The organism is Ochrobactrum teleogrylli, assembly GCF_006376685.1.
Classification (GTDB): Bacteria; Pseudomonadota; Alphaproteobacteria; order Rhizobiales; family Rhizobiaceae; genus Brucella; species Brucella teleogrylli.
On sequence record NZ_VEWL01000007.1, the window covers coordinates 1 to 12,966 of the forward strand.

Below are 12,966 nucleotides of genomic sequence, written 5' to 3' on the forward strand. Positions count from 1 at the left end.
GCGTCTCTCGTGTCCACATCGTTAATCTGAATCACGAACCAGAGACCAAGGAAACTAAATTCTCAAACGGACTCTAACACCCGCGTCGAATAGTGCTCTTGCGCCATCTGGACGATCGGAAGTGGATCTGAAAAGCCCACGATGGTGGATCTCCCTCGAGGTTACCGTTTTTATCAGGGCCGCCCACGGCGATTGAGCTGGCCCGACCTCAAAACGCCCGCCTCCCGCTCCCGCCGTGTGTGGGAGGCATCATCCACGTCCTTCTTTCAGCCGCAGCGATGATCATGACCTTCGCGAGCGGATGAAGGAGCTGGCGCATGAACGTCGCCGCTTTGGATATAGACGTCTTCATGTTCTGCTTAGGCGCCAAGCCGCTAAAACGACTATGGCGGGACAATGCCCGCCATAACCTCTATAAATATATATCAATTGGCGCCGAGTGGCGCTCGATCAATGCAAACCGCCGACGCCCAGGTGTTCTTCAACTGCGTGATGATCTGACGCCAGTTGTTCGGACGTACCGGACCACGCAATGCGTCCGCGCTCCAGAATGATAACGTGATCGGCGAAGTCGAGCGCGCTCTGGATCCGTTGTTCGACGAGCAGGATGGTCATGTCGCCCTTTTGCGCCAGTGTCGAGAATGCTGCCATCAGCTCTTCGCAAATGACCGGCGCGAGGCCTTCAAGCGGCTCGTCCAGCAGCAGCACCGTCGGCTTGCCGAGAATGCTGCGTGCCGTTGAAAGCATCTGCTGCTCCCCGCCGGAAAGCTGCGAACCCAGATTGCGCCGCCGCTCCTTGAGGCGAGGGAACATGGCATAGGCTTCTTCGAGCGCGTCCTTTGGTCGTTTTTTCAAGCCGACGAACAGGTTTTCTTCCACCGTCAGCGTGGGGAACACATCGCGGGTCTGCGGCACATAGCCAAGACCGGCCAATGCGCGCGCGGCAGATGGAAGTGTCGCGATATTCTGGCCGCCCAGCAGGATTTCACCGCCATAGCGCCGGGTTTGTCCGGCGATGGTCGCAAAGAGGCTGGTCTTGCCGACGCCGTTGCGCCCTAATATGGCCAGCCGTGAGCCGGGTTCGGCTTTGAACGACACATCTTCAATGACCCGTGTAGGACCATAGCCGGACGAAAGATTGCGGATTTCAAGCGAGGCTGCACTCATTGCGCATAGCTCCCCAGATAGGCTTCACGGACACGGGTATCCTGCACGACATCTTGCGGCAGTCCGTCGAAAATCACGGTTCCAGCGGCCAGAACGATAACGCGTTTTGCAAAGCGGAAAACCAGATCCATGTCGTGCTCGATCATGAGAACAGCAAGATCGGCGGGGAGGCGCTCGAGCGCTTCTTCGATACGGCCCGTATCGCTTTGCGGCACACCGGCGGCGGGTTCGTCCAGCAACAGCACCTTTGGACGTAGCGCCAGTGCCAGCGCGATCTCCAGCAGTCGTTGCTGGCCATAAGCGATCTGGCTGACGCGCAGCTGACTGAGCGGCAGCAGGCCGAGCGTGTCGAGAATATCGCGCACCTCATCCATCACGCCCGGCATTTTATGATAATCGCCGAGAATGCGGCCCGTCTTGCCTTCTCGCTGCAAAACGGCGAGCGCGACATGCTCTTCCGGCGTCATGTCGAAGAAGAGCCGCGTGACCTGGAATGAGCGCACCAGACCGCGCCGCACGCGCTGCATGGCGTTGAGTTTCGAGACATTCTCGCCGCCCAGCGTCACTGTGCCGGAGGTGGCGGGAAGGTTTCCCGTCACGAGATTGACGAATGTGGTCTTGCCTGCGCCGTTCGGTCCGATCAGGGCAACACGGTCGCCCTTGGCCATGCTGAGCGAGACATCGTTCGTGACGGCAAGACCGCCGAAATTCTTGCGCAGTTTTGAGACTTCAAACACGGTGCTCATGTGTTGCGCGCCTTCCGCTTTTCGAAATAGTGAACGGCGGTGCCATAGAGGCCGCGCGGGGCGAACAGCACCACGAGGATCAGCAATGCGCCAACCATGGTGAGCCAGTGGAACGGATTGGCGGCAGAAACCAGATCTTCGAACCACATGAAGACGACGGTGCCGATCAGACCGCCAAACAAAGTACCCGTGCCGCCCAGAACCAGCATGACCAGCGCTTCCGCCGACATGGTGAAGCTGAGGCTGTCGAGACCCACGACCTGCGTTGAAATGGCGTTCAGCGCGCCGCCGATACCGGCAATGGCGCCGGAAATGACATACATGCGAAGCTGCGCCGAATGAACCGAAGCACCCATGGCGTGGATACGGATCGGATCTTCCTTCACGCCCCGGCAAAGCATGCCGAAAGGCGACCGCACGACATAGCGCAGGAAAATGAACGACACGACCAACAGGATGACACCGAAAATATAGGCGGTCTGTCCATAAAGATCGAATTCGAACATGTCGAAGATCGGATCGGGCGAAATGCCGCTCAGGCCATCGCTGCCGCCGGTCCAGTTGGATGCCTTGTTGGCCGCTTCGTGGAAAAGATGCACCACGGCAATCGACAATACGAGCTGCGCCAATCCATGGGCGCGCAAGATGACGAAGCCGGAAACCAGTCCGGTGACGGCACCAGTGGCGAGGCCGATAAACGTCATCAGCAGCGGGTCGGTCACGCCGAAATGCGCTGCGGCAATGCCCGCGCCATAAGCGCCAGCGCCGAACAAGGCTGCATGGCCGAGCGTTGCGATGCCGCAATAGCCGGTGACGAGATCGAGCGAGAGTACGAGAAGCGCAATCGCGATGATGCGCGTCAGAAGCGCCAGATTATCGGGAAACAGGAACCAGCCGACGATGCTGGCCACGATGATGGCGATGACGCCAATCAGGCCCGCATAGGAATTGCGGTTTTGGGGGAGAGTTTGCGACATGTCGGTCATTTCTTGGCCAACCTTCCGGCAAGGCCGCGTGGAAACAGGGTAACGATCACGATCACCGCCAGATAGAAGAAGAATTCGCCATATTCTGGCGCGAGATAGCGTCCCGTCGTGTCGATAGCGCCCAGCAGCAGACAGGCGATAAGAGCGCCCGGGATGGAGCCAGCGCCGCCGACGGAAACGACCACAAGAAACGTCACCATATAGCGCAGCGCGTAATAGGGCTCGACGGGCAGCAGTTCAGCACCGACGACACCGCCGAATGCGGCAAGGCCGATGGCGAGCGCAAAGCTGATCGCATAGACGATTTCGGTCCGAACGCCGAGCGCGGCAGCCATATTGGCGTTATCGACAGCAGCGCGAAGTTTGACGCCGAAGGCGGTGCGTTCAACGATGTACCAGAGGCCGATTGCAACGGCGAGGCCACAGCCGATGGCGAAAACGCGATGCTTGGCGATGGCGCGGAAGCCGAGATCAATCGAGCCGCGCAGCATTTCCGGCAGTGGGATGGTCTTCAGCGTCGGGCCGAAAATATAGTTTGTCAGACCGATGATGCAGAATGTGATGCCGATGGTCATCAGAACCTGCGTCAGCTCCGGTGCGCCATAGATGCGGCGATAGAGCAGGCGCTCCACCGGAACAGCGATAATCATCGTGCCGATAACGGCAATGATGATGGCAAAACCGTAATTGAGGCCAAGCTGATGCGCGGCGTAAGACGCGAAATAGCCGCCGATCATAGCGAAGGCGCCATGCGCCAGATTGACGACGCGCATCAGGCCCATGGTGACCGAAAGGCCGATAGAGATGACGAAAAGCACCATGCCATAGGCGAGGGCATCGACAGCAATGCTGAGCACAGTCTGCATTGAGTAATCCTATTGGAGCATTTCCGGCAAAAGTGCATAGCGGTTTTGCGTAGGATAATGCGTAAAACAAAGAGATAGAGCGGTTCCATGATTCCGTTCTAGCCGGAACGCTCTAGATCGATTCTCTGGCCGGAGGCGGAGAGAAAGTCGCTCCCGGAACGTTCCGGGAGCGCAAGTGCCTCATATCCCTTGGAATATAAGGCGGGCTGAACCGTGAAGCAGGTGAATTACTTGGCCTTGAGGCCCGGATCGCCCTGCTTTTCGAAGGTCTGGATTTCCTTGTTGTAATAGGTGCCGTCTTCCGCCTTGGCGACTTCACGCAGATAGATATTCTGCGTCAGGTGACGGCTTTCCGGATCGATGGAAACCGGGCCGCGCGGGCTGATCCATTCCATGCCCTTGACGGCTTCCACAGCCTTTTCCGCATCCTTCTTGCCGCCGGTTGCTTCGATCATCTTGTAGATGACATGCATGCCGTCATAGGCGCTGACAGACGGGAAGGACAATTCAGCTGGGTTGCCGATGGCCTTGCCCGCTTCTTCGACGAACTTCTTGTTTTCCGGAGAATCGTGCGAAATCGCATAATGGAAGGTCGTCAGCACGCCAAGCGCCGTTTCGCCAAGGGCGGGAAGATCGGATTCCTGCGTCAGGTCGCCCGGCGCAAAAAGCTGTACGCCGTCTTTCTTGAGGCCGTTATCGACATAGGCTTTCATGAAACCGAGCGTGGTGGGACCGGACGGTAGAAAGGCGAAAACGCCTTGCGCACCGGAATCCTTGATGCGCTGCATGATCGGGCTGAAATCATTGGTGGCAAGCGGCATGCGGATGGCTTCCACCACTTCACCGCCAGCTTCCGTAAAAGCGGCTTTGAAAGCATTTTCCGCATCGACGCCCGGACCGTAATCGCTCACCACCGAGATGACCTTCTTCACGCCCTTGTCGATTGCCACTTTGGCAATAGGGGTTGAGGTCTGCCAGGTCGTGAACGATGTGCGCACCACATAGGGGCTCTTGGTCACGATTGCGGACGTGGCGGCATTCATCACCACCATCGGCACATTGCCCTGCTTCAAGATCGGCGTGACGGCCATGGCGTCAGGCGTGAAATAGAAGCCTGCCAGATATTGCACGCCTTCCTTGACGACGAGTTCCTGCGCCAGTGCCTTGGACTGCGCGGGATCGGCCTGCGGTACATCGCGATAAACGACTTCCACCGTGTCTTCGCCGACCTTGTTGCCGTGTTCGGCCATATAGGCGTCGATACCGGCCTTGAAATTCTTGCCCTGAATGGCAAACGGTCCCGAAAACGGACCGATAACGCCAACCTTGACCGCATCGGCATAAGCCGCGGATGCGGTGAGCGACAATACCGCCAGCGCGGTGAGTGCAATTTTCTTCATAACTTCCTCCCGGTTGCCCAACATTCCTGCGCCTGACCGTCTCAGTATCGCATGGAATGTCCTATTTTAGAGCGCGTTTCGATCTGTTTGCATTAGATCGGCGCGTCCCAACTTTTGCCTAACGCGCATCTTTCCGAAAACCGTCTCCACACTTTTCGGGTTGCGCTCTAGAATGTCGATCTGACTGTTTATGTAAAATGATATTGTCTGTCGAAATCATAACTCAATGGTTATGTTTGCGTCCAAATAAGAAATGATTCAACACCGCTGCGCACAGACTTTCTTTCGAGGATTTAAGTCCGATATTTCCTCGCATTCAAGCCCGACGCGCACCGATCGGCACGATGGCGCGCCACTTAAGTACAAAGCAGCGCGCCGTATGTTCGATTGCTTATGTTTAGAACGGTAATCCTACATAGTTTTCCGCCAGCGCGGTCGATGCCGCGTGAGAATGGCTGATATAGTCAAGCTCCGCCTCCTGAACCTTCTGATCGAAGGCTTCCATGTCCGGAAAGCGATGCAGCATTTTCGTCATCGACCAGGAAAAACGCTCCGCTTTCCAAATGCGCGCCAGTGCTTTGGCCGAATAGGCATCCACGCCCGCTGCAGAATTTTCGAGATAGAACTCGCGCAAGCCCTCAAAAAGATAGTGGACATCGCTGGCCGCCAGATTGAGGCCCTTCGCGCCGGTCGGCGGAACGATATGGGCGGCATCGCCGACGAGGAACAGTTTTCCGAAACGCATCGGCTCGGCAACGAAGGAGCGAAGCGGCGCTATCGACTTTTCGAAAGAGGGGCCTGTCACCAGAGCTTCCGCATGGTTCACTGGCAGACGACGGCGCAATTCGTCATAGAAGCGGTCGTCGCTCCAATCCTCGATCTTTTCGTCCAGCGAGCACTGCAGATAATAGCGGCTGCGGGTTTCCGACCGCATTGAGCACAGCGCGAAACCGCGTTCGTGATTGGCGTATATAAGTTCGTGATCGACCGGCGGAATATCCGCCAGAACGCCAAGCCATCCGAAAGGATAGACCTTTTCGAAATTGGTGATGGCCTTTTCGGGCACCGATTTGCGGCTGATGCCGTGATAGCCATCACAACCGGCGATGAAGTCGCAATCGATCCGGTGCGTGACGCCATCTTTTTCGTAGGTGACGTAAGGCGATGCGCCGTCAAAATCATGCGGCGCGACATTCGCGGCTTCATAAATGCCGACAGTGCCGGATTTGTGCCGCTCATCCATCAAGTCTTGCGTCAGTTCCGTCTGACCATAGACGGTCACGCGCTTGCCGGTGAGGGCGTGAAGATCGATGCGGTGATCACGACCGTCGAAAGCAAGCGAAAAGCCGTCATGCGGCAGGCCTTCGCGGTGCAGGCGCTCGGCAGCGCCGGCTTCTTCCATCAGGCGAACGGTGCCTTCTTCGAGCACCCCGGCGCGTACGCGGCCCAGAATATAATTTTCGCTGGCGCGGTCGAGAATGACATTGTCGATACCGGCGCGCGTCAAGAGTTGTCCGAGCAACAAGCCGGACGGACCCGAACCAATAATAGCGACTTTAGTGCGCATGATTTCCTCCCAACGCAACGATGCCCCTTATTTTTTGGAATCGTTGCAAACTGGCAATGGATTCTTGCTGCAATTAATTGTACAAATCGAACACAATCTGCAGGAGAGAATGATGCGCGTCGATGTTCCAACCTATGAACTCTATGGGGAAGGGACCGATAAAAAGCCCGATTTCTGGCTACATTGTGAGACGCTTTATTCCAGATCCAGCCTGTATCAGTTTGAAATATCGCTGCATCGTCACGAGAATTTCTTTCAATTCCTGTACATTCAGGATGGCGCAGGCAATGCCAGTTTCAACGGCGTGATTCACAGTTTTCGCACGCCATGCGCTATTCTTGTGCCGCCCGGATTCAACCATGGGTTTTCGTTCTCACGCGATATCAATGGGCACATCATCACGATATTGCGCCCGCAAATGCCCTTTGTCGGCGACCGCCGCGGTGGGCCGTTCGGAGCTTGGCTGAATGAGCCGAGACTTGTGGCGATGGAAGATGCCGCGCTGGAGGATCGTGAACTGGCAGCCTTGACCGTCAATCGGATACAGGTCGAATTCTATTCCAGAAAGCCATATAAAAACAGCATATTGGAGTCGATGCTTAAAACGATGATCGTGCTGGTTTCACGTCATGGATTGAGTGGGTCGCTTGATGAGACCGGACGCCCAGACTATAGCGATGTGCGCGTGGAAAAATTTCTGGAACTGATCGAACGGCATTTTCGGGAGCATCGCCCGGTGGCGTTTTATGCCGATCAACTCGGCCTGTCGCCAACCCATCTCAACCGGCTGGTGCGGCGGCTCACCGGCGAGACGACACAACATATGATTGCGCATAAGCTGATCGAGGTGGCCAAGCACGATCTGATCGCCATGCCGTCGTCAGTCCAGCACATTGCTTATTCGCTGGGCTTTGCGGACCCGGCCTATTTCTCGCGTTTCTTCCAGAATTTCACAGGCGAAACGCCCCGCAGCTTTCGCTTGCGCGAACGTGCGCGCCTTGAGGAATCCGTCCATGGAAACTGACTTGGACTTTTGAGACCGTCGCCGCTGCACGCCGTAATGATGAGACGCAGACCAAAGCTCTTTGAGACTTTGATCTGCGTCTCATCTGTTTATTTACGCGAGGTCAGCAGGGAGCACATCGGCTGGGATGTTCTGATAGCTGACGGGGCGCAGGAAGCGACGGATGGACATGGTTCCGACGCTGGTGGCGCCGAAATTGGTGCTGGCCGGGTAGGGGCCACCATGAACCATCGAATCGACCACTTCCACGCCGGTTGGGAAACCGTTGGCCAGAACGCGTCCGGCCTTGCGTTCCAGAACCGGCAGAAGCTTGCGCGCTGCGGCGGCATCGTCCTTGTCCATGTGCAAGGTTGCCGTCAGCTGGCCTTCAAAACCTTTTGCCAGATGCACCATGTCATCGACCGACTTGACGCGAACGACAACGCCGAGCGGGCCGAACACTTCTTCGCCGATGCTGTGATCGCCGAGGAAGGCGTCGCCGGTGGTCTCATAGAGATTGGGCGAAGCCTCACGGCCCTTGCTTTCGGTGGTCAGCACCGGCTTGACGGAGTTGCGGCTGTCGAAATGCGCCTTGCCGTCCTGATAGGCCTTGGCAATGCCATCGGTCAGCATGACCTGCGGCGCGACCTTTTCCAGAGCGCTGCGGGTTGACTGCACAAAGCTGTCGGCATCCGAACCGTCGATCACCACAGCAATGCCGGGATTGGTGCAGAACTGACCGGCGCCCATAGTCAGCGAGCCAGCCCAACCTTCGCCGAGCGACGTCGCGCGGGTCTTCATGGCTTCCGGCAGCATGAACATCGGATTGACCGAGCCAAGCTCGCCGAAGAAAGGAATCGGTTCCGGGCGCTTGGCGCACAGATTGAACAAAGCGCGGCCACCGCCCAACGATCCGGTAAAGCCGACAGCCTTGATCAGCGGATGAGTGACCAGCGCTTCGCCGACCTTGCGGTCGCCACCCTGAATGAGGCTGAACACACCCTTCGGCACGCCGGTCTTGGCGATGGCGGCCTGAATGGCGTCAGCGACGATTTCGCCGGTGCCGGGATGGGCGGAGTGGCCCTTAACCACAACCGGGCAGCCTGCGGCAAGCGCTGCGGCGGTGTCGCCGCCAGCGGTCGAGAAGGCGAGCGGAAAGTTGGATGCGCCGAAAACGGCAACTGGGCCGATCGGGCGCTGCATCAGGCGGATTTCCGGACGGGGTGCGGGCTTGCGATCGGGCAGGGCTTCGTCCACGCGACGGTCGAGGTAGTCAGCCTTGCGAATATGGCTGGCGAAAAGGCGCAGCTGGCCGGTGGTGCGTCCACGCTCGCCCTCAAGGCGACCCGCCGGCAGGCCGGTTTCCTGCGTGCCGATTTCAGTAATGGCGGCAGCGCGCGCTTCGATTTCGTCGGCAATGGCTTCGAGGAACAGGGCGCGTTCTTCGCGGCTTGTATAACCATAAGTCCAGAAAGCATCTTCTGCCGCTTCGCAGGCGCGCGCCACCAGATCGGGCGTACCGACTGCGAATTCATGTGATGGACCCGTCGCCGGTGTCGAGGCAAAAGTCGTCTCCCCCGCAACCCACTCGCCAGCTATCAGGTGTTGTCCATGGGGTGTCCAGCTCATCTCAATTCCTTTCCATCTGCTCTTGCAGCAAGTCAGTCTATCGCGGCGCGATCTTCATATTATACCGATCCGTTTTCTGCACGCCTTGGCGGCTAAAAGGGATCGGGAAGGCATGGATACATGGAATAGAGAGAATTGTCGCGTAACACCACAGTTACATTCTTCGTAATGTCCCGCTATGAGGGATTTTGAATCGCAAGTTCGGGTGAGAGGGCGAATATCCGAAGCAGCAGGTGATTCATCGCGCTGGTCGCCGTCATTGTTGCGGCGGTCAGCGTGGTGTGGATAACAGGATGTCTTTGAAAAAGCCGGGAAAACCGGCCTTTTCACAGAAAGGCAAAAATTCTTTTGCTTTCTTTTTCAGCACTTGCTTGACACTTGTTCGCGAACCCCTTAAACGACCGCTCACACCGACGGAAACGCCGGTGGTGACCGAAGCCTACGGGCTTTAGAAAATGCGCGGGTGTAGCTCAGTTGGTTAGAGTGCCGGCCTGTCACGCCGGAGGTCGCGGGTTCGAGCCCCGTCACTCGCGCCACTTTCCTTCAACACAATCAAATGCACTGTTGAACTGAAAGTGGCGCTCCACGCCTCCTCATTTGTTTCCCTTTTTTTGTATTTCATGTCGTGCAAGCATTTGTGTGCTGCTGCGCCGTGGGCCTATTCTAGTGGATTGAATTTGACGTTTGAATCCCGGCTGACATAGATGCTGTTTCAAACGTCAAATTCGAAAAATCCACTAGATACATATAGTTGCTAGTGGTCTTTTTGATTCCAACATTTGCTCAGCGCGTGAACCGAGGGAGGCAAATGTTGGAATCAGACCACTAGCGGCCTGTTTTCGGGGTGTTTTGCAAAGCTTGTGAATGAATTGCAGAATATCGCAATTCTTCTCCAAACATGCGCTTGACACTTGTTCGCGAACCCCTTAAACGACCGCTCACACCGACGGAAACGGCGGTGGTGACCGAAGCCTACGGGCTTTAAAAAATGCGCGGGTGTAGCTCAGTTGGTTAGAGTGCCGGCCTGTCACGCCGGAGGTCGCGGGTTCGAGCCCCGTCACTCGCGCCACTTTCCTTCAACATAATCAAATGCACTGTTGAACTGAAAGTGGCGCTCCACGCCATTTCTCGAACTTTCCTTATAAATGATCGCCAAAACTGTTTAGACGAATTTGTTCGTCCGCCGGTTTGTGCGAGCCAGTCTCTCTTATCGGGAGAATTGCTTCCAGGAGAGATAAGCGACCGAGAGAACGATCACGCCGATCACGAGAAGGTCGCCGCCAGCGAGCAGAAAATCTTGCATGTGTGACCTCCCTTCGTTCCGATTCCAAGCAATGTCCTTATGATAAAGTCTGCTCTGCCGATCTGAAGGCATGGCTTGGCGTGCTGAGACAGTGCGGAGCTGGTTCCATTCTCCATATTGCGGCTTGCGCGAAAGAAATTTGCGTACAGCAGAGCGCGGGTGTATTCGCGGGAGGCGGGGAGCGGGATGGATCGCATGGGCGCGCTCGCATTTCTCCCGCCTGACGAAGCGTTCGAAATGGTTCGCAAACGTAGTTTATTAATAATGCCGTTGATTCTCTTTGCTGTTGTCAGCGGGAAGGCATCATGAGACAGTGCCTCACAAAATTATGATCTTACTGTGCCAGGACGGGGGCAGAACGAGTTCAGCCGGGTTATTCGGGCCCGAGGTCATGCCTTATTAAGCATCTCGACCCGACTATGCCCACCTGAAGGCGCTGGAGGGGTTGCGCTTCAACGCGGGCTGCGCTAACCGTCCCCGCGAAAGCGCTTAGTTCGCACGGCATGCCTTTTGAAGCTGCTTGGGGCGACGAGGATGCAATAGATGCAATGTGTCGCATGGTCGTGGGCTTCAAAAAGCTTATGACAGGCGGCGCAGCCTCGTATTCAAGCCGGATAAAGGATCATGAACGAGCTTTTAAGTTCCTATTTGCCGATTGTCATCTTTCTCGGCATCGCAATGGTAATCGGTGTAGCCCTTCTGGTTGCGCCGTTCCTCGTCGCATATAGACAGCCAGACCCGGAAAAGCTTTCAGCTTACGAGTGCGGCTTCAATGCCTTCGATGACGCCCGTATGAAATTCGACATCCGTTTCTATCTCGTGTCGATTCTCTTCATCATCTTCGATCTTGAAGTCGCCTTCCTGTTTCCGTGGGCTGTGTCCTTCGGTTCCATCGGCTGGTTTGGCTTCGCGTCGATGATGTTGTTCCTTGGCGTCCTCACCATCGGCTTCATCTATGAATGGAAGAAGGGAGCGCTGGAATGGGATTGACCACAGCCAACACCACACTCGTGGCTCCGCAGCCGAAGGGCATTCTTGACCCGCGCACGGGCAAGCCTGTCGGTTCCGACGATGCTTTCTTCAACGATCTGAACAGCGAACTGTCCGACAAGGGCTTCATCGTCACATCTGCTGACGCTCTGATCACCTGGGCGCGCACCGGTTCTCTGATGTGGATGACCTTCGGTCTCGCCTGCTGCGCTGTGGAAATGATGCACATTTCCATGCCGCGCTACGACGCCGAACGCTTTGGTATCGCACCGCGCGCGTCTCCGCGTCAGTCCGATGTGATGATCGTTGCAGGGACGCTGACCAACAAGATGGCGCCCGCTCTGCGCAAGGTCTACGACCAGATGCCTGAGCCGCGCTATGTGATCTCGATGGGTTCCTGCGCCAATGGCGGCGGCTACTACCACTATTCCTATTCGGTGGTTCGTGGCTGTGACCGCGTGGTTCCGGTCGATATCTACGTGCCGGGCTGCCCGCCCACTGCGGAAGCGCTGCTTTACGGCATTCTTATGCTGCAGAAGAAGATCCGCCGCACGGGTACGATCGAGCGTTAATCCGGTCACTGGACCGGTTTGCGTCATACAGGTTTTGTTAGGGTTCGACTGACACCGCCGCGTGGGATTTCTCCCAAAAGTCTCCCAGGGCATGTGCAGTGTGAGTTCTAAATAAGGAAGTTAGGGAAATGAGCGAAGAAGCTCTCGGTGAACTTTCCGGCTACATCAAGGAACGCCTCGGCGATGCAATCGAAGAGGCGAAGCTGGCCTATGGCGAGCTGACGCTTTCTGTTCCGGTGACGAGCCTTATCAGCGTTCTGACCTTCCTGCGTGACGATGTTCAATGCCAGTTCGTCAATCTGACGGATATTTCCGGCGTTGACTACCCGCAGCGCGCCAATCGCTTCGATGTGGTCTATCAGCTGATGTCGCCGCGTCAGAACCAGCGCATCCGCGTCAAGGTTCAGGCAGACGAAGACACGCTGGTTCCATCGGCGGTTTCGGTTTTCGTTGGCGCCGAATGGTATGAACGCGAAACCTACGACATGTATGGCGTGTTGTTCTCCGGCCACCCGGATCTGCGTCGCCTCCTGACCGACTATGGTTTTGAAGGCCATCCGCTGCGCAAGGATTTCCCTCTGACCGGCTTTGTGGAAGTGCGTTACAGCGACGAGCTGAAGCGCGTCATCTACGAACCTGTCGAACTGCGTCAGGAATTCCGCAATTTCGATTTTCTCTCGCCATGGGAAGGGACGGAATACGTCCTGCCGGGCGATGAGAAGGCAAAGACGAACTGA

Annotated in this window: 11 protein-coding genes and 2 tRNA genes; 6 read left to right on the forward strand and 7 right to left on the reverse strand. The window is 56.6% G+C overall.

The annotated features are described in order from the left end of the window. Positions 1-450: 450 nt before the first annotated feature. The 6 genes from FIC94_RS12390 to pobA all read right to left on the reverse strand — a co-directional run bounded on the left by FIC94_RS12390 (position 451) and on the right by pobA (position 6,732). A complete protein-coding gene (locus FIC94_RS12390; protein WP_121535793.1) occupies positions 451-1,167 on the reverse strand; it encodes an ABC transporter ATP-binding protein in 717 nt (238 codons plus the stop codon). Next, positions 1,164-1,913 (reverse strand): ABC transporter ATP-binding protein, encoded by a 750-nt coding sequence (locus FIC94_RS12395; RefSeq protein ID WP_140025086.1) that lies wholly within the window; start codon positions 1,911-1,913, stop codon positions 1,164-1,166. Before FIC94_RS12395 ends, FIC94_RS12390 begins: the two co-directional genes overlap by 4 nt. Then, the gene (locus tag FIC94_RS12400) at positions 1,910-2,899 is read right to left on the reverse strand and encodes a branched-chain amino acid ABC transporter permease (protein ID WP_140025087.1); all 990 of its coding nucleotides are present in this window, start codon (positions 2,897-2,899) and stop codon (positions 1,910-1,912) included. The genes FIC94_RS12395 and FIC94_RS12400 overlap by 4 nt, the downstream gene beginning before the upstream one ends. Beyond that, on the reverse strand, positions 2,896-3,765 hold the full coding sequence (locus FIC94_RS12405; protein WP_109368789.1) for a branched-chain amino acid ABC transporter permease: 870 nt from the start codon (positions 3,763-3,765) through the stop codon (positions 2,896-2,898). The genes FIC94_RS12400 and FIC94_RS12405 overlap by 4 nt, the downstream gene beginning before the upstream one ends. A gap of 227 nt (positions 3,766-3,992) precedes the next feature. Then, positions 3,993-5,165 (reverse strand): ABC transporter substrate-binding protein, encoded by a 1,173-nt coding sequence (locus tag FIC94_RS12410; protein ID WP_109368790.1) that lies wholly within the window; start codon positions 5,163-5,165, stop codon positions 3,993-3,995. 397 nt (positions 5,166-5,562) lie between these two features. Next, positions 5,563-6,732: a 4-hydroxybenzoate 3-monooxygenase gene (pobA, locus tag FIC94_RS12415; RefSeq protein WP_140025088.1), complete on the reverse strand. Its 1,170-nt coding sequence runs from the start codon at positions 6,730-6,732 to the stop codon at positions 5,563-5,565. A 112-nt stretch (positions 6,733-6,844) separates the two neighbouring features. Between pobA and FIC94_RS12420 the strand changes: the two genes are divergently transcribed. Beyond that, the gene (locus FIC94_RS12420; protein ID WP_124915655.1) at positions 6,845-7,756 is read left to right on the forward strand and encodes a helix-turn-helix domain-containing protein; all 912 of its coding nucleotides are present in this window, start codon (positions 6,845-6,847) and stop codon (positions 7,754-7,756) included. Positions 7,757-7,849: 93 nt separating this feature from the next. Here the strand turns inward: FIC94_RS12420 and FIC94_RS12425 are convergent, their stop codons facing one another. Further along, positions 7,850-9,364, reverse strand: coding sequence for an aldehyde dehydrogenase (NADP(+)) (locus FIC94_RS12425; RefSeq protein ID WP_140025089.1), 1,515 nt, complete (start codon positions 9,362-9,364; stop codon positions 7,850-7,852). 459 nt (positions 9,365-9,823) lie between these two features. On the opposite strand from FIC94_RS12425, the gene FIC94_RS12430 reads away from it, so the two are divergent. From FIC94_RS12430 to FIC94_RS12455, 5 genes are all read left to right on the forward strand, one after another. Then, a tRNA-Asp gene (locus tag FIC94_RS12430) sits at positions 9,824-9,900 on the forward strand. Between the two features lie 456 nt (positions 9,901-10,356). Next, a tRNA-Asp gene (locus FIC94_RS12440) sits at positions 10,357-10,433 on the forward strand. Between the two features lie 858 nt (positions 10,434-11,291). Continuing rightward, positions 11,292-11,657 (forward strand): NADH-quinone oxidoreductase subunit A, encoded by a 366-nt coding sequence (locus tag FIC94_RS12445; protein ID WP_078338422.1) that lies wholly within the window; start codon positions 11,292-11,294, stop codon positions 11,655-11,657. Next, positions 11,648-12,229 (forward strand): NuoB/complex I 20 kDa subunit family protein, encoded by a 582-nt coding sequence (locus tag FIC94_RS12450; protein ID WP_010661172.1) that lies wholly within the window; start codon positions 11,648-11,650, stop codon positions 12,227-12,229. Before FIC94_RS12445 ends, FIC94_RS12450 begins: the two co-directional genes overlap by 10 nt. Positions 12,230-12,357: 128 nt before the next feature. Continuing rightward, positions 12,358-12,966, forward strand: a complete 609-nt coding sequence (locus FIC94_RS12455; RefSeq protein WP_109368794.1) for an NADH-quinone oxidoreductase subunit C — start codon at positions 12,358-12,360, stop codon at positions 12,964-12,966.